The following is a 19,664-nucleotide window of genomic DNA, read 5'->3' as shown; positions in this document are numbered from 1 at the left end:
AGGTCATGTCCTAGACCCAGGGCATCCTGGGGGACATGACGGACACTCCGGCACGACTGTTGAATCTGCTCTCGCTCCTCCAGACACCGCGCGAGTGGCCCGGCAGCGAGCTTGCCGAGCGCCTCGACGTCAGCCAGCGCACGATCCGGCGCGACATCGACCGGCTGCGCGACCTCGGCTACCCGGTCGAGGCGACCAGGGGCTCGATCGGCGGATACCGCCTGGTCGCGGGCGCTGCCATGCCCCCACTGCTCCTCGACGACGAGGAGGCGGTCGCGATCGCGGTCGGACTGCGGGCCGGGGCGGGTCACGCCATCGAGGGCATCGAAGAGGCTTCCGTACGAGCTCTGGCCAAACTGGAACAGGTGCTGCCGTCCCGACTGCGGCACCGCGTCACCACGCTCCAGGCCGCGACGATCCCGCTCACCCGGGGCGACGGCGCCACGATCGACCCGCGGACGCTGACGGTCATCGCGGGCACGGTCACCGGGCGCGAACGGCTCCGGTTCGCGTACCGCGCGGGTGACGGCCTCGAGTCGCGACGCCAGGTGGAGCCGTACCGCCTCGTCTCGACGGGCCACCGGTGGTACCTCGTCGCGTACGACCTCGAGCGGGAGGACTGGCGTACGTTCCGCGTGGACCGGGTGACCGAGCCGTTCGCCACCGGGGCGCGTTTCACTCCGCGGGAGGTGCCCGCGGCGGACGACGCGACGGAACTGCTGCGCCACTCGATGTCGCGGCGGCAGCAGGAGCACGAGGTCGATGTGAGCTTCGCGGCGCCTGCCTCGTTCGTGGCGGCCCGGCTGCCACAGACGCTGGGCGCACCGGTCGCGACGGGTGACGGGACATGCCGGCTGCGGGTGCGCGCCGCGGACTCGATCGAGTGGCTGGCCCTGCGACTGGCGCTGGTGGACTGCGAGTTCACGGTCCACGGCCCGCCGGCACTGCACGACTATGTGACGGACCTGGCGACCCGCCTGACACGGGCAACGGCATGACACGGGCGGCCCCGGGGAGTGCGCCCCGGGGCCGCCTGTCTCGAGCCCCCGCTATGCCGCCGCGTCGAAGCCCGTGTCGCGGGCCATCCGCTTGAGCTCCAGCAGCGCGTGCTTCTCTATCTGCCGGATCCGCTCGCGGGTCAGGCCGTGTTCCTTGCCGACCTCGGTCAGCGTCCGCTCGCGGCCGTCCTCGATGCCGTACCGCATACGGATGATCGAAGCCGTCCGGTGGTCGAGCTTGCCGATCAGGTCGTCGAGCTCCTCGCTGCGCAGCAGCGTCAGCACCGACTGCTCGGGCGACACCGCCGAGGTGTCCTCCAGCAGATCACCGAACTGCGTCTCGCCCGCGTCGTCCACCGACATGTTCAGGCTGACGGGGTCGCGTGCCCAGTCCAGGACGTCCGCGATCCGCTCCGCCGTGGAGCCGAGCTCGGTCGCGATTTCCGCGGGCTCCGGGTCCCTGCCGTTCTCCCTGTTGAACTCGCGCTGGACACGGCGGATCCGGCCCAGCTCCTCCACCAGGTGCACGGGGAGCCGGATGGTGCGGGACTGATCGGCTATGGAGCGCGTGATGGCCTGGCGGATCCACCAGGTCGCATAGGTGGAGAACTTGAAGCCCTTGGCGTAGTCGAACTTCTCGACCGCGCGGACCAGACCGGCATTGCCCTCCTGGATCAGGTCGAGCAGCGGCAGCCCACTGCGCGGATAGCGCCGCGCGACAGCCACGACCAGGCGGAGGTTGGAGCGGATGAAGATGTCCTTCGCGCGCTCGCCCTCGGCAGCCAGCGCCTCGAGCTCTTCGCGGGTGGCGCCCCCGGCTTCGCTCTCCACTTCTCCGTCAAGAATCTGCCGGGCATACACCCCGGCCTCGATGGTCTGCGACAGCTCGACCTCTTTCGCAGCGTCGAGCAGTGGCGTGCGGGCTATTTCATCGAGATACATGCCGACCAGGTCGCGGTCGGCGATCTCCCCGCCCACGGCGCGAACGCTGCTTGCCCTCTGCGCCCCACCGGAGTCGGACTGCCGACGGGCGACGGCACGGGTTGCCATGCGTGCTCCCTTGCTGAGTAGGTCGCGACACCCTCCCGGGTGCCCTGCATCCGATGGAAACAACGACTGGAATCCGGACAGAATTCCCAACGCGTGCATCGATTTTCGGGATCATGCAGTACCCTGTCCGGCCATCAGGGGAGGCCGAATGCCGCAGGAAGGTACAGAGGTGCAGGTCAGGGCGGGCACCGCAGCCGACCTGGCAGCTCTCACGGAGATCTACAACCACTACGTGCGCGAGACCCCCATCACGTTCGACACGGCGCCGTTCACTCCCGAGCAGCGCCGCGACTGGCTGCTCTCCTACCCAGAAGACGGCCCCTACCGCCTTCTGGTTGCTCAGGATGTCCCGAATGTCGACAGCTCTTCGAGTGGCTGCCCCGCGGGCTCTTCCACCGCCGGCATTCTCGGCTACGCCACCAGCAGCCCCTTCCGGCCCAAGGCGGCGTACTCCACCTCCGTCGAGGTCAGCGTCTACTGCGCCCCGAGGGCCACGGGCCGGGGCATCGGCACCCTTCTCTACGAGGCGCTCTTCGAGGCCCTGAAGGACGAGGACCTGCACCGCGCCTACGCGGGCATCGCCGTCGGCACTTCCGCCGAAGGCGGCGGGGCGAACGCGGCGTCGGCCAGGCTCCACGCGCGCTTCGGCTTCCGCCACATCGGTACCTACGAGCAGGTGGGCCGGAAGTTCGGCCGGTACTGGGACGTGGCCTGGTACGAGAAGCGATTGACGCAGGACTGAGTCGCCGGGCCGGTCGAACCGCGCCGACAGCCCTGCCGGCACCAGCAGCCCGACCGTTCCGGGCAGCCCTGCCGCGCCCTCAGCCGAACTGCACCGACCGCTTCGCGAGGCCCATCCAGAAGCCGTCGATCACGCTCCGGCCGCTCTCGAGCTCCCCCTGAGAGGCCCCCAGGGTCACGAACAGCGGTGCGAAGTGCTCGGTGCGCGGATGGGCGAGCCGGCCGGCCGGAGCCTTGTTCTCGAAGTCGAGCAGCGCATCCACATCGGCCGCCGCCAGCGCCCGCCGCCCCCAGTCGTCGAACTCCGCCGACCAGCCGGGAGTCCCGCTGTGCCGCAGCGCCGCCAGATTGTGGGTGAAGAAACCACTGCCGACGATCAGTACGCCCTCGTCCCGCAGCGGAGCGAGCTTGCGCCCGATGCCCATGAGCTTCTGGGGGTCGAGCGTGGGCATCGAGATCTGGAGCACCGGGATGTCGGCCTCCGGATACATCTCCACCAGGGGGACGTACGCGCCGTGATCGAGGCCGCGGTCCGGGATGTCCTGCACCGGGGTGCCCGCGCCGCGCAGCAGTTTGCGTACGGAGTCGGCGAGCCCGGGCGCGCCCGGGGCGTCGTAACGCACCCGGTAGTAGTGCCCGGGGAAGCCCCAGAAGTCGTACACCAGTGGGACGGTCCCGGTCGCGCCGAGCGCGAGCGGGGCCTCCTCCCAGTGGGCGGAGACCATGAGGATCGCCTTGGGCTGCGGCAGACCGGCGGACCAGGCGGCGAGCTCGCCGGGCCAGACGGGGTCGTCGGCGAGCGGCGGGGCGCCGTGCGAGAGGTACAGGGCGGGCATGCGCTCCGCGACCGGGGTGGCATTCATGACGGCTTCCTCTCCACTCCTGGCAGGACTGCTGCGAGTGATCACTTTGCTTGAATCTTCAAGCTAAAACTGACCCTAACGCGATATAGTTAAACTTTCAAGGATGGGTCTTACAGTGGGATACATGAACACGGCATCCATCGGCGGGAGCGGCGGCGAGCCGCGCTGGCTGACCGACGAGGAACAGCGCGTCTGGCGCGCCTACCTGCACGCCACCACCCTCCTCGAGGACCATCTCGACCGCCAGCTGCAGCGCGACGCCGGAATGCCGCACATCTACTACGGCCTGCTCGTCCAGCTCGCCCAGGCGCCGCATCGCCGGCTGCGGATGACCGAACTGGCCATCGACGCCAAGATCACCCGGTCCCGGCTCTCCCATGCGATTGCCCGCCTGGAGAAGAACGGCTGGGTGCGCCGCGAGGACTGCCCCTCCGACAAACGGGGCCAGAACGCCGTGCTGACGGACGCGGGCCACGACGTGCTGCGGCGGACCGCGCCCGGCCATGTGGAGGCCGTACGCCAGGCCCTGTTCGACCGGCTCACCCCTGAGCAGGTCGAGCAGCTCGGCGCGATCATGCAGGTCATGGCCAAGGGGCTGCAGCCGCAGGACACCGGTGCGGATCTGCCCTGGCTGAGGTGAGCCGCCACGGCCGCCGTCGTACGAGAGGGGCCTGCCCGGGTGCATCCACCCGGACAGGCCCCTTCACTCATACGTGATCTCACCCGGTCATGGCCGGCAGTCGCTCAGTGCGCGATGACCGGGATCTTGACCTCGTCCACGCCCTCGGCGTCACCCGAGCCCGAGCCCGCAACCGCCGAACCCATCTCCGGACGCCCGGTGTTGATCAGCGTGAACGCGATCGCGGCGGAGGCCACGAGGATGCCGACCGCCCACCAGATCGCCGACGAGAACCCGTGCACCATTGCCTGGAGCTGCAGCAGCTTGGGATCCGTCGCCCCGGCGGCGTGCGAGGTGATGTAGGCGGTCGTGGCGGACGCGGCGATCGTGTTCAGCAGCGCCGTACCGATCGCACCGCCCACCTGCTGGGAGGTGTTGACCATCGCGGAGGCGACACCCGCGTCGGCCGGGTTCACCCCGTGCGTGGCCAGCGACATCGCCGGCATGAACGCCGTACCCATGCCCAGGCCGAGCAGCACCTGAGCGGGCAGGACCAGGCCCACGTACGAGCTGTCGATCTCCAGCTGCGTCAGCATCAGCATGCCTGCCGCCGCGACGACGAAGCCGGGGCCCATCAGCAGCCGCGGTGCGACGCGGGTCATCAGGCGGGCGCCGATCTGGGTCGAGCCCGCGATCATGCCCGCGATCATCGGCAGGAAGGCGAAGCCCGTCTCGACCGGCGAGTACCCCTTCACGACCTGCAGGTAGAAGGTGAGGAAGAGGAAGAGCCCGAACATCGCGATGATCGCAAGCCCCAGCGAGAGGTAGACACCGCCACGGTTGCGCTCGGTCAGCACGCGCAGCGGCAGCAGCGGCGCCTTGACCTTCGCCTCGGTGAGTACGAACGCCGCAAGCAGCACGGCGGAGGCGACGAACATGCCCACGGTCAGGCCGTCGGACCAGCCGGCGGACTCGGCGCGGGTGAAGCCGTACACCAGCGCGACCAGACCGAGGGTGGACAGGACGACACCAGGGATGTCGAGGGACGAGCGGTTGCGCGCGCCCTCGGGCTCCCGGATCACGAGGTACGCGCCGACGGCGGCGACGATCGCGAACGGGATGTTGACGAAGAAGGTCCAGCGCCAGTTGAGGTACTGGGTGAGGAAACCGCCGAGGATCAGGCCGACCGCGCCACCGCCACCGGCGATCGCACCGTATATACCGAAGGCCTTGGCCCGCTCCTTGGCATCGGTGAACATCACGGCGAGCAGCGAGAGCGCGGCGGGCGCGAGCAGCGCACCGAAGGCACCCTGCAGGGCGCGGGCGCCCAGCATCATCGCCTCGCTGTTCGCGGCGCCGCCGAGCGCCGACGCCGCGGCGAAGCCGATCAGGCCGAGGACGAAGGTGCGCTTACGGCCCCACAGGTCGGCGATACGGCCGCCGAAGAGCAGCAGTCCGCCGAAGGCGAGGGCGTAGGCGGTGATGACCCACTGCCGGTTGGCGTCGGAGATGCCGAGGTCCTGCTGGGCGGTGGGGAGCGCGATGTTCACGATCGTCGCGTCGAGCACCACCATGAGCTGGGCAACGGCGATGAAGACCAGGGCTTTCCAGCGATTGGCATCAGGGAGTGAGATGTCGGGCGTTTTTGGCATGGGTCTGGCCACCTAAGGACTGCGGAGAGATCACGCGGGACGCCTGTCCACGCGGGACGGATGAGGGATGAATGAGTGGGTGCGAGTCAAAGGACTGCTGTGCAAAAGGGCTGCTGTGCAAGGGTGAGGAACGTGAAGGCCTACGGCGGACTCAACTCGTCACGAGCTGCTCCGGAGGCCTTCCAGGGTCGCGGCCGCGCCCGGCAGCTCGGAGCGCGCCGGCGCTTCGAGGCCGTCCAGGAACAACTGAAGATGGCGGTGGACGAACTGGTCGATGTTCAGGCACGCGGTGCCGGGCAGCGGCCTGGTGAGCTGGGACAGGGCGACCAGCAGATCGCCGACGGCGACGTCGGCGCGCATCCGGCCCGCCGACTGGGCCCGCTGCACGAGTCCCTGCACGGCCCCCTCGAGACGGTCGCGCCCGGAGTGCAGGTCGGGGTGGTCGGATTCGAAGCTGCCGGAGAGCATCGGGCACAGGGCGCCGATCCGTTCGTCGGCGGCCTGGTGAACGAAGCGGCACAGCGCGAGGAAGGGGTCGCCCTCCTCGGCCGCAGCCGTCTCCGCCTGTTCGGTGGTGCGGGACATGACGGAGAGGACGACCTCGCGGATGAGCACCGCGCGGTCGGTGAAGTGGCGGTAGAGCGTGGCGTTGCCGACGCCGGCGCGGCGGGCGATCTCGTCGAGCGGGACCTCGGGTCCGTGCTCCACGAACATCTCGCGCGCGGCCGCCACGATCCGTTCGCGGTTCCGCAGGGCGTCGGCCCGCGGGCGCGACATGCGGCGCGTTTCGGTGGCGGCGGGGCTCACAGCTCCACTCCCTCTCTGTTCCGGCTTCCTCGCGTCCCGTGAACCGGGGATCGTCTCCCCGTTTCGCGGGGACACGGGTTCAAACGGGGAAAGGGTCCCCGGTTATTTCCCTGCCGCGCCGTGACCTGAGTCACATGCACCTCGCCTAGTCCTCGACCGCCGAAAAATCCCACGTACGGCCCACCCGACGGGCGCCCCGCACCTACCCGATCCAGGCTGTTTCGGGACAGAGCGCAGCCAGGGTCCGGCCTGCTGCCGCGGACCCGAAGGCGATCGGATGCAGCAGACGCGCCACCGAATACGCACCGGGAGCGGCTCCCGTCGGCTCGGCGGACTGGCCGCTCTCGGCGCCCTCGCGCTCGCCGCCCTGACCACCGCGAGCGCGACGCTCCCGCTCCCCACGAGGGCCTCGGCGGGGCCCGTGGCCACCGCCCCCGAATCGACCGGGCTCGGACCGTGCCGTATCCCCGCGACACTCGGGGTGCAGATGTCGGAGGGCGTGCCGACGCCGCCGGGGTACGTGCGCTCGACCGGTGAGATACGCGCCCTGAACCTCATGATCGACTTCCCGGACGCGGAAGGCGAGGGCGCGGCCCGGGACCGGCTGGCCGAGTTCTTCCCGCAGACGTCGAAATGGTTCGGCACCAGCTCGTACGGACGACTCAGCTACCGGGCGCACGCCCCGATAGACGACTGGCTGCGGATGCCGATGCCGTTCGCCGCGTACGGGATAGAGCGCGGCTCACCCTACGAACCGGGCTACCGCCGGCTCGTCCACGACCTCGTCTCGGTCGCCGACCCGAAGGTGGACTTCAGCAGCTACGACCTGGTCAATGTGCTGGTCACGCCCAACGCCGGGCCCTCCGCCCTGGACACCGTGCTGTCGGTGACCTTCTCCGGCAACGAGGACGCGCCCTACGCGGACGGGGTGCCGCTCGCCAACACGTCCTTCGTCTACAGCCGTCAGGACGACGGCTCGGGCTCGTACGCGGAGACGGGCTACCGCGTCCTGCCCCACGAGAACGGCCATGTCTTCGGTCTGCCCGACCTCTACACCCCCCACGGCGGGGGCGCGGTCGGCCACTGGGACATCATGTCCGAGGACTGGGGTGCCAACAACGATCTGCTGGGCTGGCACAAGTGGAAGCTGGGCTGGCTGGACAACAGCCAGGTCGGGTGCGCAGCCACCGCCGGCACCACCGAATACGCGCTGACCCCGCTCGCCGCCCGCGGGGGCTCCAAGCTGGCGATCGTGCCGGTGAGCCAGGACACCGGCTACGCGGTGGAGGTACGCACCCGCGCCGGCAACGACGAGGCCGTCTGCAAGCCGGGCGTGCTGATCTACCGGGTGAGAACGGGCGTGGACACCGGGCGGGGCCCAGTGACCGTCGCGGACAGCGAACGGGACAGCGGCGGCTGCACCCGGCGGCCCAATGTGCACGCGGAGCTGTCCGACGCGCCCTACCAGCCCGGTCAGTCCTTCACGGACAGCAGGAACGATGTACGCATCTCCGTGATCCGCGAGGAGCGGGGCGGCGTCTACCGGGTGCGGATCACGCGTTGGTGAGGGGTCCAGGGGCGGGTCACGGGTTCGTGAAGTGCTCCGGCACCGGGCGGATCACGGGTTCGTGAGCCGGTGATCCCGTACGAGCGGATCACGCGCTTCCGAACAGGTGCTCCCGTACGGGATCGCGCAGCTCGCGCTTGAGAATCTTGCCCGTCGGATTACGGGGCATCGGCTCGTCCCGCACCAGCACATGGGCGGGCACCTTGAACGCGGCGAGCGTCCTGCCGACATGCCCCCTGAGCTCGTCGACCGTGACCGAGGCTCCGGTGCGCAGCTGTACGACGGCCGCGACCTCCTCCCCCAGTACCGGGTGCGGCACTCCCAGCACGGCGGCGTCGGCGACATCGGGGTGATCGTGCAGCACGGCCTCGACCTCGACGCAGTACACGTTCTCGCCGCCGCGGACGACCATGTCCTTGATCCGGTCGACGATGCTGACCCGGCCGTCGCACACGGTCGCGAGGTCGCCGGTCCGGAACCAGCCGTCCCGGAAGGCGTCCGCGGTCGCCTGCTCGTCGCGCCAGTAGCCACGTACGAGGGACTGGCCGCGCAGCCACAGCTCGCCGACCTCGCCCTCGGGCAGCGCCTCCCCGGCCGGACCGGCGATGCGGACCTCGGTGGCCGGGGCGGGGCGGCCCACGCTGCCCGGGTGTTCTCGATACGCGTCACCGTAGTTGGCGAGCACGCCCCCGCTGGTCTCGGTCAGCCCGTACCCGTTGCGCGGCTCGATGCGCCGCCCGTGGCGGGCGGTCAGCCGGGCCACGAGGTCGGGCGGGGCGGCGGCCCCGCCGGTGCTCAGATTGGTGAGTGTCTCCAGCTCGGAACCTGCCCGCTCCGCGGCGTCGAGGAGCTGGAGCGCGGTGGTCGGCACGCCGGAGTAGTGGGTGACCCGGTGCTTCTGGATGAGCGCGAGAGCTTGATCGGCGTCCCACTTCCGCATCAGGACGAGCGTGCCGCCGGTCGCCATCATCGCGTAGAGCGTGGTGAACGCGGCCACATGGAAGAACGGGAAGGTCATCAGCGCGACGGGGGACTTCACCTGCGCGGGCACCCCGTGGCGCGCGAGTGCGGCGGCGGTGGCGTGGAACCGCGGGTTGGCCGCGGCCCCTGCCTGGGCGAGCTGGGTGGCGACCGCGCCCTTGGGCCGCCCGGTGGTCCCGGAGGTGTAGATGATCGTGGCGTCGTCCTCGGCCGCTGCCTCGACGGCGGGCGGCGCGGCGAGCGGATCGGGCGCCTCGAAGTCCTCGTACCGCTCGACGCCCTCGCCCGTTGCCCCCTCGGAGTGGAAGACGACGGTCCGGACGCCGTGCCGCACCCGCCATGCATCGATGCGCGGCAGCCGTTCCCCGTCGACGAGCAGCACGCGCGGGGAGCAGTCGTCGAGCGCGTACGCCAATTCTTCCCCGGTCCACCAGGCGTTGAGCGGCACGGCCACCAGGCCCGCCAACTGGGTGGCCCAGAAAGCGATCTGCCACTCGGGGTGGTTGCGCATGGCGACGGCGGCCCGGTCGCCGGGCCGCAGCCCGTACTCCTCGACGAAGCGCCGGGCGAGCGCGCTCGCGGCGGCGAAGAACTCCCCGTACGTGTACGTCCGGCTCTCGGCGACGAGGAACGGCCGCTCCCCGAACGCCCAGGTCGCCTCCACGAACTCGCGCAGGGTGCGTGGCCCGGTCGCATACTGCAGCCCGCCGTCCTCCGCGCGTATGACCTCGAACGGAGCACCGGGTGCGGTCAGGGCGTCCTCGGGGCGGACGGACGGATCGGGGTGCGGCACGAGTCGCCCTCTCTAAGCGCTTGCTCAGTACGTGCGCGACGCTATGCGGCGGCCCCGATCGCGTCAAGGTTCATGTATCGGCCACCGGGACGCGGTCAGCCGGGACGGGGACCGCGTCCGGATGCGGTCAGCATGTCCCTTCCACCCGCCCGAACACCCACGGGCGCAGCCAGGTCCCCTCGGGGCCGACGGCGTGAACACCCACGAGCGCCACCGTGCGTTCCCCGTCACGGAAGAGGCGGCCGCGCACCACGTAGCTGTCCCCGGCCGAGAAGGGGGCCTTGAACACCGCCGCGATCCGGTTGACGGCGTGATCGGCCGCGGGCAGCCCCGCCTCGGCCACCAGCCGGGTGGCCATGTCCTCCATCACCGCCGTGTATTCGCCGGTGTAGACGTACTGGTTCACATCGGTGTGCTGCAGACCGTACCGGCCCTGGAATTCGACCGGTCCCACCGCCTCCTCGACGTATCCGCTCCCCAACTCGCTCAGCGACTCGACGGTCGGATGCGGCTCCTCCAGCACGTGCAGCCGCAAGTGGGCCAGCTCCGGCTGGGGCTCGCGGACCAGGCGTTCGGCCGGCGGCCCGAAAGGCCGCAACAGAGTCAGAACGATCCGGCCCTCACCGCACTCGCGGGGCTCCTTGGACAGCTGCTCCCGGTACCTGCGCGTCTCGCCGGCGCCCAGCGGGGTCGCGAACGTGTACCCGATGTCGAACCCGAACCGGCTGCTCGGATGCCCCGGGCCCTCGCCGGAGAGTTCACTGTGGCGCGTCTCGACGGTGGTGTGCAGCGGAGCGGCCACGGCTGCCGGGGCGTCCCCACGGCGGAAGTCGAGATGGGTGACAACGGACACCACGCCCCGTCCGCGCAGTGCGGTGACATCCACCTGACTGCTCAGGCCGTCGTACATCAGCGGGGCGAACAGGGCGACCAGGGAACGGACCTTGATCCGGAATCTGGCGTCGAGGTCGGGCACGTGGAGCGGAATCGTGTTCCGGGTGAGGACCGACTCGGCCGGCTCGAAGGACGCGGCCGGCTCGGCGGGCGCGGGCGGCGCGACGGGCTCGGGCGGCGCGACGGGCTCGGGCGGCGCGACGGGCTCGATGGACTCGGCCGAAAGGACCGACTCGGCCGGCTCGACCGACTCGGCCGGGAGGGAGACTGACATGTCGACTCCTGTGCGTGGTTTTCCGGACCCGCGGCGCAGATGCCCATGAACGAACAAGGCGGACAGATCGGCGACCGGTGGGTACTGCGCGATGTCGGGATGCTGCGGATCCTCAACGGCTACCAGTACCGGGAAGCCGTTGCTCCCCGACACGACGAACATGTCGAGCGCCTCGCCCGAAGGGGAGCACGAACTCGCGGAAGGACTCCCGGCCGTCCCGGCCCCGGGCACTGATCCACCGGCGTCCCGGGGCTCCGTCGGGCACACGGCCGAGCCGGAGCGCCACCCGCTACATTGTCCGCGGTGGCGCAGCCTTACCGGCCGCAGCACCACCAGCGCCTTCATGGGATCTGTCGAAAACCCCTGAGGCCCAGGTCAGCGCCTTGGCCGTCGTAGCCGCGTGAGACGGACGGTACCGAAGCCGCGGCCCGCACCGACTACGGATCGATGATCCCCGCGCTCGGCTCGGCCTCACGCCCCTCACGCTCGCGGACCCGCCCACGCAGCCGGTCGTTGAACTCCGCGATCAGCCCCTTCTGCCGCCGGCGGCGGCAACAGAGACGAGGGCGAGGGTGAGAAGCGGCGACTCACCTCCGCTCGCGCAGGGCACACAGGGTGATCCCTGGCGGGGGCGTACGCCGATCCGACTCACCTCCCCTCGCCCGGAGCCCACCGCCCTGTACTCGCGGCCTCCACCGAACGTCGACTCACCTCCGCTCGCGCCGAGCGCAGCGGGCATGCCGCGTGATGGTCGGGGGTCCGGTGGCGGATCCCCGACCATCACGTTCCGGTCGGTCGGTCCGGTGCGGTCAGATGAGGCCTTGCGCGCCCATTGCCTCCGCCACCCGCTCGAAGCCGGCGATATTGGCACCGAGGACGTAGTCCCCGGGGGCTCCGTAACTCTCGGATGTCTCGTAGGCGATGTCGTGGATGCCGCGCATGATGGTCCGCAGTCGGTCCTCGACATCGGCGAAGTTCCACGAGTCTCGGGCGGCGTTCTGCTTCATCTCCAGGGCACTCGTGGCGACTCCGCCGGCGTTGGCGGCCTTGCCGGGGCCGAAGGCCACCCCGTTTTCACGAAGGATCTCGACGGCCTGCGGGGTGCAGGGCATGTTGGCGCCCTCGGAGACCGCCTTGACTCCGCCGCGCACGAGCGTCGCGGCGCCGCCGGCGCCCAGTTCGTTCTGGGTGGCCGAGGGAAGCGCCACATCCGCTGGGACGTCCCACACCTGTCCGCCGCTGACATAGCGGGCCGAGCCGCCGCGGCGTTCGGCGTACTCGCTGATGCGGGCTCGCTCGACTTCCTTGATCTCCTTGAGGAGCTGGACGTCGATGCCCTTCTCGTCCACCACGTACCCGCCGGAGTCGGATGCGGTCAGCACGTTGGCACCGAGGGCCTGGGCCTTCTCGATGGAGTAGATGGCGACGTTGCCCGAGCCGGATACGACGACCTGCTGTCCTTCGAAGTCCTCGCCTCGCTTGGCGAGCATCTCGGCGGCGAACAGGACGTTGCCGTAACCGGTCGCCTCGGCACGGACGTTGGAGCCGCCCCACTGGAGTCCCTTGCCGGTGAGGACACCCGCCTCCCAGCGGTTGGTGATCCGCCGGTACTGGCCGAAGAGATATCCGATCTCCCGGCCGCCGACGCCGATGTCGCCGGCCGGCACATCGGTGTGCTCGCCGATGTGGCGGTACAGCTCGGTCATGAACGACTGGCAAAAGCGCATGACCTCGGCGTCGGAGCGGCCGCGCGGGTCGAAATCGCTGCCGCCCTTGCCGCCGCCGATGCTCAACCCGGTGAGCGCGTTCTTGAAGATCTGCTCGAAGCCGAGGAACTTCACCACGCCCAGGTTGACGGAGCGGTGGAAGCGCAGACCGCCCTTGTAGGGGCCGAGTGCGCTGTTGAACTCCACCCGAAAGCCCCTGTTGACCCGGGTGGCGCCAGCGTCGTCCTGCCAGGGCACGCGGAACATGATCTGGCGTTCCGGTTCGACGATCCGCTCGAGCAGGCCGGCGTCAAGCAGTTCGGGGCGCGCGGCGAGCAACGGTGCGAGGGAGTGGAGGACTTCGGCAAGGGCCTGGTGGAACTCGGGCTCGCCGGGGTTGCGGCGCAGAACTTCGGCCTTGATGGAGTCGAGTGCGGTGGGGATGGCCGCGCTCGACGCTTCGGTCGGGTACTTCGGCATGGGGTCGTTCCGTTCCAGTCGGTCGGTGGCGCAGGGGCGGAGGCGGAGGTCGAACCCGTCAGCTGGCTACGGCGGTTGCCCACAGCGAGGTGAAGGCAGACTCGGACACAGCGCCCTTGCGGGGCCTCAGCCGTACCGCGTCGTGGTCGTCCACGTGGAGGATTTCGGCCTGCAGTCGTTGCAGTTCCGCGGAAGGCTCCAGGCCCAGCTCGCGCTTGAGGATGTTGTACAGGTCCTGGTAAGCCTGCAGGGCCTCGCCGCGGCGGCCGGCGCGATGCAGGGCCGAGATGAGTTGGCCGTGGAACCATTCGTGCAGCGGGTGGTCGTTGACCAGAGTGCGCAGCTCCGGGAGGAACTCCCGGTAGCGACCCAGTTGGTTCTCGGTCTCCACACGCAACTCAAGGGCGCGGATTCTGAGTTCTTCGAGGTGGGCAATGCGCCCCGTGAGCACCACTCCGACGGATACGTTGCTCAACATTTGCCCGCGCCACAGGGCCTGGGCCCGCCTGAGATGGTTTGCCGCCCGTTCCGGGGATCCCTGGTTGAGCTCCCATTGGGCCCGCCGCACGAATCGCTCGAAGACATGCACGTCAACCTCGTCGTCGGCGATGTCCAGGCGGTAGCCGGGCGCTTGGGTCACCAGCAGCGTGCGCGCGGGGGCGTCGCCCTGTGCGTCCTCGAGCATCCTGCGCGCGTGGTAGACGTGCGTCTGCAGTGTCCTGATCGCGTTGCTCGGCGCGTCCTCGCCCCACAGTTCCCTGACGAGCGTGTCGGTGCCCACGGCCTCGCGTGGTTGCAGCGCCAGCACCGCGAGCATCTGACAGATCTTGGGCGCCTTCGGAGCGTACGCCTGGTCGTCATCGGTCACGATCTCGAAGGGTCCGATGAGGTTGAACTGCACTACGCACGCTCCTGTTTCCGGCGCCCCCGCCCCCGTGACGGTGCTGTGTGTTGATCCCGACGTTAAGGAACCGGGGCCGCCAGGTCATCACGACGGAGAGCGAGAATGTCACGTTACCGGACGGTAGGTAGGTTAAATTGGTCCAGGTCGCCCGCCGACCTCAGGCCTTGCGCGACGGCAGTCTCGTGCCCTGCGTGGCGGCAACATGATGGGCCACCGAAGCCAGCGTGACGTGGCGGTGCCAACCAGGAAACGAACGTCCCGCGAAGTCCGTCATGCCCACGCTCTCCGAAATGGCGGCGAAGTCACGGGTCACCACGGACGGCAGCCGGGTGAGCCGAAGCAGCGTCGCCAGCGAGGGGGCGTCGGCGCTCGTCAGCCACAGCCGCGGATCCGCCGCCCCGCCGCGCCACTCCCCCACGAGCAACATGCCGTCACCCCGACCGCCCGGCGGCGCGACCACGGGGATCGCCGCCGCCATCGTGGGCCCGTCACCCGGGTTGACCCGATGCCTGAGGCGGATCAACGAAGCGGCGAGCTCCCCCGCCGTCCGCTCTCGATCGCCGTACTTGGGCAACTTGGTTCGATCCAGGCGTAGTTGGGCGTCAGCTCCCACCCGTACGAGACAGGCGAAGCCCGTGGTCGAAAGATGACGGGCCAGCGCCACGGCGTCGATGCCTTCGACGTCTACCACGACGGGGCCGGCCTGGACATCGGTGGCGACGGCGACATGAGCCACCGACTCGCGTACACACGCCTCCAGGCTTCCGGCGGTGACATCGGAGGGGATGCTGGCACGCTGTCGCAGCGGATCCTCCAGCCACCGGCCACTGAGGCGCAGTCGCCAGTCGACAGGCACTGCGGAGCGGCCCGAGACCAGCCAGGCCCCCACCGCCTGCTGGCCGTTGACGGCCTGCCCCAGATGAGGCAGGTACTGCTGGTCGACGCCGATCGAGTGCGACCCGACCTTGGGAATCACGGTGGGCCTGATGACCCAGGCCTCAGGGGCCAGCGTCCGCTGGACGTGGCGGGCCAGGGTCTGGCGTATGGGCATCCACTCCCACGGCGACGTACTGATGAAGTGATGCACGCTCTGCTGGGCCGCCGCCCCGTCGAACTGCCTGGCGATGTTGCGCAGCGTCTTGCGACCCGGCAGCGCCAACAAGCCGCGGACGTACTGCTCCGCCTTGAGGCGCTGGCCGGCGCGCTGCAGCGAGCCGAACAGGTGGGCACTGAGCTCGGCGTCCAGCAAAGGGCGCGAGGGGTGCTCTTCCCCTGTGCCGTCATGGTGCCGAACGTTCCGGTTCATGGATCCCCCAGGATGCGACGGTGGACAGCGAGACACTGGACTCACTGCGCGCCTGACGATGCGGCCCCACTCCCCAATAGAGGCCAGTCATCCGGTTTCTTTATACAGGGATGCTTCTCGGGCCGGGGCGCCCCGGCCCACCGACGGCCTCTCCCAGACCCTCATGAACTCAGGCTCGTGACGCTGCGTCACCGGATCACGGCGATAGTTAACTCTGGTGACATTTTAAGCAGTTGAAGGGAAACCGGCCAAGGCATATGTTATGCGGGGAGCCACTCGCGGGATCGCGGGAAAGCGGGATCGTTGAACACTCTTGACGGCAGACAAGACGGGGGACCATCGGGTGATCAGAGGTACACCGCAGGCCCATCCGGCCGACGGCACGCCTTGCTCGTCGGCACGTTGTCAAGTGATCGCAGCCGGACGCCGCCACGCATCCGGAGGCATGGTCACGAGGCCAGCGGGGCGGCCTCGAGCAACCGCTCGGCGCGGTACGGGGAGGTGTCCAGTTTCGCCAGGACGCCGGGACAGGCGATGTTGGGAAGCATCAGCGCGAACATGCTCGAGATCTCTTCGGACAGGTTGCGGTCCGGCAGTGTCTCCGTGATCAGCTGCACTCCGGTCCACGCACCGACGAACAGCCGGGCCGTCTCGCTCGGATCGACGTGGGGCAGCAACTCGCCCCGCTCCTTTGCCTCGTTGAGCAGCCCGTTTCCCACTTCGATCCAGTCGGGCCACCGGGTGCCGAACAGGTTGCGGGCCTTGGGATCGACGGACAGCCGTATCGAGGCACTGAGCACCGGCTCCCGGGGCAGGCGGTAGGCGAGGAGCAGCGCCGCGTCCACCCACTCCTGCAGCTTGAACGTCTGCGGAGCGACCCCCTCCAGAGTCACCGCCTCGTCGAGCACGGCGCGCGCCAGTTGCTCTTTCGAGGTGAAATGGAAGTACAGCCCACCTCGGGTGAGTTGCATTCGCTCGATGAGCCCACCGATGGTGGTCGCGTCGTAACCAAGCTCGTTGAACATCTCGGCAGCGGTCTCGAGGATCATCCTGCGCGTACGAACCGCACGCTCCTGCCTAGCCAACTCGCGCCTCCATGATGCTCCCTTTACTAGTGTTTGAACTCACGTTTACCTACGGTCAATACCGACCGGAGAGCCGGTACTTTAACAGCGCATCTTCCACCGCCAAGACAGGGGGGGCCTTGTCGGAAATAGCCCTTGCGCCACGCCTTTCAAACCATCAACAGCCAAGCTCGTCCCCTACGAGATCGTCTCCCCTCGGTGCCTACACGCACCTCGAGCGCGACGAGTCGATACTCGTCGTCGGCTGGGAGCGCAGCGGGGCGCATGCCTTCACGCTGGACATCAGGTGGCCTGCCGTCCAGGGGGACCTGCCGTACGATCCGCGCATCCTCGCCCAGACCATCCGGCAGAGCGGTCTGGTCGTAGCTCATGCCGAGTACGACGTCCCACTGGACCACCAAACGTTGCTGAACACCCTGGACATCACCATCGCACCGGGGTTTCGGGCTCCTCGCGACCAGACCTCGGCCCTGCGCGTCGAGCTCGACGTATCGGAACCGAAGCGCGGCCGGAGGAAACCCAGCGCGTTACGCGTGAGCCTCCACATTCTGCACGGGGACGTCACCGTGGCTCGGGTCGATTCCGAGTTCGGCTGGATATCCCCGCCGGTCTACCGGCGTTTGCGCGGTGAGTACGCCAGTGTCGAATGGGCCGACTGGCCGGTTCCGGCCCCTGTCGCCCCTGAGCTCGTCGGCCGACACGACACCGTCGACGTGGTCCTGTCGCCCGGTGAAGAATCAAACCGTTGGCTGCTTCGGAACGTCGTGGCCAACACCCGTCTCTTCGACCACCCGGTCGACCACGTGCCGGGGCTTGTGCTGCTGGAGGCGGCGCAACAAGCAGCACACGCGCTCGTTGCTCCGGTTCCTTTTTCACCCACCGGGGTTTCCACCCGCTATTCACGCTATGTCGAGTTCGACCGGCCCTGCTGGATCGAGGCCGAGACTCTCCCCACGCCCGACCCGGACGCGCTCTCCCTTCGAGTCCGCGGGGTCCAGGGCGGGGAGATCGCGTTCACGGTCGATCTCGACGGCATGACGAATTGATCACCTTGTGCGTCCGGGCGACGCGCAGCCCGCCCGGACGCACAAGGTCATTGGTTCACGAAGCCACCGTCCACCGGTACGACGACGCCGGTGAGGAACGGGCAGCGATCACTGAGCAACCAGGCGGCCGCGGCGGCTATCTCCTCGGGCTCCGCCGTACGCCCCTGCGGGGTGAGCGAGTTGGCGAGTTCTTCGAGGCCGGGGTTGCGTCCGAACCAATCGGTGGTGATCTCGCTGCGGGTGGTTCCCGGGGCCACCGCGTTCACGCGGATGCCCTGCTTGGCGTACTCGTCGGCCGCGGCCCTGGTGAAACCGACGACGGCGTGCTTGGAGGCGATGTAGGGAGCAGCAGTGGGGATGGCCACCAGGCCGCCCACACTGCTGTTGTTGACGATCGAGCCGCCGCCGTTCTGCAGCATCGCCGCGATCTCGTGCCGCAGGCAGTTGAAGACGCCTCGGACGTTGATGTCCATGATGCTGTCGTACACGTCGTCCGACATGAGGTGCAGCGGGGTGCGGTCGCCGCCGATTCCCGCATTGTTGAATGCCGAGTCGAGCCGCCCGTACTCGCCCACGGCGAAGTCGACTGCCCTGGCCGCGTCTTGGGGAGCGGACACATCACCGACCACGTACGCGGCTTCCGCTCCTTCCCCGCGCAGCTCCTCGACGAGTGCGGCCAGACGGTCCTCTCTTCGGGCGGTCACCACCACCGTCGCGCCCTCACGGGCGAACACCTTCGCCGATGCCGCCCCTATACCGCTGCTCGCCCCCGTGACGAGAACGACTTTCCCCGCAAGAAGATCACTGGTCATGGCTGAAGTCTGACAGGCCCTTTCCGCGCGGCGGATGGGAGCTCTGGTGGTACCCAGGGCTCATGCCGACTCGCTGCTCAGCGAGGATTCCCGCACCGACCGGCCGAGGGCGCGAAGAAGTTCGGCCGGCCGACGACAGGAGTCTTTGAACGTCCCCTGCTCCAGCACCACCAACACGGCGCACTCCAGCAGCAGCGTAGAGACGAACGCTTCGTGTCGGATCGGTGGTTCCGCGTCCGGATGGGACGGGAACGACGGCGCGGCGAGCCCGAAGGCCTCGGTCAGCAGCTCCCGGGCACGGCTCACCGCCGCGGACCGCGCCGCGGCGTCGTGCCGATCTTCCCGGGCGAGGGCGGCCGGCAGGCAGGCTGCGAAACGCCGCAGCACCGCGGCCGCATAGGGATCGGGCAATTCGGCACCGCCGGAGGGCTGTCCGGGCAGTGCGTAGGCCCGTGACTCCACCGACCTCGTCAATCCCTCGTTCAACGCGTCCACAAAGCGCTGACCGATGGCAGCTATCCACATCTCGCTGTTTCCCGGATCGTTTCCTGTTCCGCCAGGCATTTCTCGTACACACCCGCGCATTCGTTGTTCGGTGGCCGCACCGTCAGCAACGGGGCTTGAGTGCCGCACTGTGAGGGAGGCAACACAACGCCATCGGTGAGTCCAGCAACACAGAGGGGAACGCGTGGAGCCGAAGACTCATATGGAGAACATAGAGTCGGCAATCCCTCGGACACTCATCCTTGAGTAACCGGATGCCCAGCGCCTTTGCCACCACGCATGTAACAGCTGCCCCACACCGCGCGAAGGACGTCGCACACCTCGCCGACCGTGGCACCGGCCGCCAAAGCGTCCATCATGGGGTAGAGAACCTTGTCCGTTCCCGCAGCGGCCCTCTGTACGAGCGAAAGCGAGTGGTCCACCCGTTCCTGGTCGCGCCAGGGGCGGAGTTTGGCGAGGCGTTCGGCCGGCCCGAGTCTGTCTTCACCATCCACTGGTGCTACTGGGCAGGAGCCGGTCCGGCAGCCCGATTGCCCCAGGGCTTCGTCGCGGCGGTCGGCGCCAGCCGGGCCACGTCGATAC

The 19,664-nt window shown here is 69.1% G+C and carries 17 protein-coding genes and 1 pseudogene; 5 read left to right on the top strand and 13 right to left on the bottom strand.

Going from position 1 to position 19,664, the window contains the following annotated elements:
- Positions 1-35: 35 nt before the first annotated feature.
- A complete protein-coding gene (locus ACFYWI_RS13100; RefSeq protein ID WP_389229852.1) occupies positions 36-998 on the top strand; it encodes a helix-turn-helix transcriptional regulator in 963 nt (320 codons plus the stop codon).
- Between the two features lie 51 nt (positions 999-1,049).
- Here the strand turns inward: ACFYWI_RS13100 and ACFYWI_RS13095 are convergent, their stop codons facing one another.
- On the bottom strand, positions 1,050-2,048 hold the full coding sequence (locus ACFYWI_RS13095) for an RNA polymerase sigma factor RpoD/SigA (protein WP_389229849.1): 999 nt from the start codon (positions 2,046-2,048) through the stop codon (positions 1,050-1,052).
- A gap of 148 nt (positions 2,049-2,196) precedes the next feature.
- Between ACFYWI_RS13095 and ACFYWI_RS13090 the strand changes: the two genes are divergently transcribed.
- Positions 2,197-2,790: a GNAT family N-acetyltransferase gene (locus tag ACFYWI_RS13090; protein ID WP_389229845.1), complete on the top strand. Its 594-nt coding sequence runs from the start codon at positions 2,197-2,199 to the stop codon at positions 2,788-2,790.
- A 79-nt stretch (positions 2,791-2,869) separates the two neighbouring features.
- Here ACFYWI_RS13090 and ACFYWI_RS13085 read toward each other — a convergent pair whose 3' ends face one another.
- The gene (locus tag ACFYWI_RS13085; protein ID WP_389229841.1) at positions 2,870-3,652 is read right to left on the bottom strand and encodes a dioxygenase; all 783 of its coding nucleotides are present in this window, start codon (positions 3,650-3,652) and stop codon (positions 2,870-2,872) included.
- A 115-nt stretch (positions 3,653-3,767) separates the two neighbouring features.
- Between ACFYWI_RS13085 and ACFYWI_RS13080 the strand changes: the two genes are divergently transcribed.
- A complete protein-coding gene (locus ACFYWI_RS13080; protein ID WP_389230093.1) occupies positions 3,768-4,292 on the top strand; it encodes a MarR family winged helix-turn-helix transcriptional regulator in 525 nt (174 codons plus the stop codon).
- A gap of 104 nt (positions 4,293-4,396) precedes the next feature.
- Here the strand turns inward: ACFYWI_RS13080 and ACFYWI_RS13075 are convergent, their stop codons facing one another.
- Complete coding sequence (locus ACFYWI_RS13075) at positions 4,397-5,923, bottom strand: MFS transporter (protein ID WP_389229838.1); 1,527 nt, start codon at positions 5,921-5,923, stop codon at positions 4,397-4,399.
- A gap of 159 nt (positions 5,924-6,082) precedes the next feature.
- A complete protein-coding gene (locus tag ACFYWI_RS13070; protein WP_389230090.1) occupies positions 6,083-6,700 on the bottom strand; it encodes a TetR/AcrR family transcriptional regulator in 618 nt (205 codons plus the stop codon).
- A 307-nt stretch (positions 6,701-7,007) separates the two neighbouring features.
- Here ACFYWI_RS13070 and ACFYWI_RS13065 point away from each other — a divergent pair, with 307 nt between their 5' ends.
- Positions 7,008-8,297 (top strand): M6 family metalloprotease domain-containing protein, encoded by a 1,290-nt coding sequence (locus ACFYWI_RS13065; protein ID WP_389229835.1) that lies wholly within the window; start codon positions 7,008-7,010, stop codon positions 8,295-8,297.
- Positions 8,298-8,385: 88 nt separating this feature from the next.
- On the opposite strand, the gene ACFYWI_RS13060 is transcribed toward ACFYWI_RS13065, so the two are convergent.
- The 6 genes from ACFYWI_RS13060 to ACFYWI_RS13035 all read right to left on the bottom strand — a co-directional run bounded on the left by ACFYWI_RS13060 (position 8,386) and on the right by ACFYWI_RS13035 (position 16,720).
- Positions 8,386-10,071: a class I adenylate-forming enzyme family protein gene (locus ACFYWI_RS13060; RefSeq protein ID WP_389229832.1), complete on the bottom strand. Its 1,686-nt coding sequence runs from the start codon at positions 10,069-10,071 to the stop codon at positions 8,386-8,388.
- 127 nt (positions 10,072-10,198) lie between these two features.
- Complete coding sequence (locus ACFYWI_RS13055) at positions 10,199-11,239, bottom strand: hypothetical protein (protein ID WP_389229829.1); 1,041 nt, start codon at positions 11,237-11,239, stop codon at positions 10,199-10,201.
- A gap of 809 nt (positions 11,240-12,048) precedes the next feature.
- On the bottom strand, positions 12,049-13,425 hold the full coding sequence (gene gdhA / locus ACFYWI_RS13050; RefSeq protein WP_389229826.1) for an NADP-specific glutamate dehydrogenase: 1,377 nt from the start codon (positions 13,423-13,425) through the stop codon (positions 12,049-12,051).
- A gap of 58 nt (positions 13,426-13,483) precedes the next feature.
- Entirely contained in the window at positions 13,484-14,326 is an 843-nt protein-coding gene (locus ACFYWI_RS13045) for a BTAD domain-containing putative transcriptional regulator (RefSeq protein WP_389229823.1), read from the bottom strand.
- 160 nt (positions 14,327-14,486) lie between these two features.
- Entirely contained in the window at positions 14,487-15,635 is a 1,149-nt protein-coding gene (locus tag ACFYWI_RS13040) for an IS701 family transposase (RefSeq protein ID WP_389229820.1), read from the bottom strand.
- Positions 15,636-16,084: 449 nt separating this feature from the next.
- Positions 16,085-16,720 (bottom strand): ScbR family autoregulator-binding transcription factor, encoded by a 636-nt coding sequence (locus ACFYWI_RS13035; protein WP_389229816.1) that lies wholly within the window; start codon positions 16,718-16,720, stop codon positions 16,085-16,087.
- 119 nt (positions 16,721-16,839) lie between these two features.
- Between ACFYWI_RS13035 and ACFYWI_RS13030 the strand changes: the two genes are divergently transcribed.
- Positions 16,840-17,766 (top strand): ScbA/BarX family gamma-butyrolactone biosynthesis protein, encoded by a 927-nt coding sequence (locus tag ACFYWI_RS13030; RefSeq protein WP_389229813.1) that lies wholly within the window; start codon positions 16,840-16,842, stop codon positions 17,764-17,766.
- Positions 17,767-17,813: 47 nt separating this feature from the next.
- Here the strand turns inward: ACFYWI_RS13030 and ACFYWI_RS13025 are convergent, their stop codons facing one another.
- The 3 genes and pseudogenes from ACFYWI_RS13025 to ACFYWI_RS13015 form a co-directional block, all read right to left on the bottom strand.
- Complete coding sequence (locus tag ACFYWI_RS13025; protein ID WP_389229810.1) at positions 17,814-18,578, bottom strand: SDR family NAD(P)-dependent oxidoreductase; 765 nt, start codon at positions 18,576-18,578, stop codon at positions 17,814-17,816.
- Between the two features lie 60 nt (positions 18,579-18,638).
- Entirely contained in the window at positions 18,639-19,040 is a 402-nt protein-coding gene (locus ACFYWI_RS13020; protein WP_389229807.1) for a hypothetical protein, read from the bottom strand.
- Positions 19,041-19,318: 278 nt separating this feature from the next.
- Positions 19,319-19,549 (bottom strand): annotated as a pseudogene (locus ACFYWI_RS13015) (methylmalonyl-CoA mutase family protein); the annotation flags it as partial.
- Between the last annotated feature and the right edge of the window lie 115 nt (positions 19,550-19,664).

The organism is Streptomyces sp. NPDC002889 (genome assembly GCF_042888425.1).
Classification (GTDB): Bacteria; Actinomycetota; Actinomycetes; order Streptomycetales; family Streptomycetaceae; genus Streptomyces.
The sequence above is the reverse complement of the archived record's forward strand: the minus strand, read 5'-3'. Positions and strand labels throughout refer to the sequence as shown.

Coding starts and splice junctions, on each gene's coding strand:
- ACFYWI_RS13100 (WP_389229852.1), top strand. CDS start 36: ATGACGGACACTCCGGCACGACTGTTGAATCTGCTCTCGCTCCTCCAG.
- ACFYWI_RS13095 (WP_389229849.1), bottom strand. CDS start 2,048: ATGGCAACCCGTGCCGTCGCCCGTCGGCAGTCCGACTCCGGTGGGGCG.
- ACFYWI_RS13090 (WP_389229845.1), top strand. CDS start 2,197: ATGCCGCAGGAAGGTACAGAGGTGCAGGTCAGGGCGGGCACCGCAGCC.
- ACFYWI_RS13085 (WP_389229841.1), bottom strand. CDS start 3,652: ATGAATGCCACCCCGGTCGCGGAGCGCATGCCCGCCCTGTACCTCTCG.
- ACFYWI_RS13075 (WP_389229838.1), bottom strand. CDS start 5,923: ATGCCAAAAACGCCCGACATCTCACTCCCTGATGCCAATCGCTGGAAA.
- ACFYWI_RS13070 (WP_389230090.1), bottom strand. CDS start 6,700: ATGTCGCGCCCGCGGGCCGACGCCCTGCGGAACCGCGAACGGATCGTG.
- ACFYWI_RS13065 (WP_389229835.1), top strand. CDS start 7,008: ATGCAGCAGACGCGCCACCGAATACGCACCGGGAGCGGCTCCCGTCGG.
- ACFYWI_RS13055 (WP_389229829.1), bottom strand. CDS start 11,239: ATGTCAGTCTCCCTCCCGGCCGAGTCGGTCGAGCCGGCCGAGTCGGTC.
- gdhA (WP_389229826.1), bottom strand. CDS start 13,425: ATGCCGAAGTACCCGACCGAAGCGTCGAGCGCGGCCATCCCCACCGCA.
- ACFYWI_RS13040 (WP_389229820.1), bottom strand. CDS start 15,635: ATGAACCGGAACGTTCGGCACCATGACGGCACAGGGGAAGAGCACCCC.
- ACFYWI_RS13025 (WP_389229810.1), bottom strand. CDS start 18,578: ATGACCAGTGATCTTCTTGCGGGGAAAGTCGTTCTCGTCACGGGGGCG.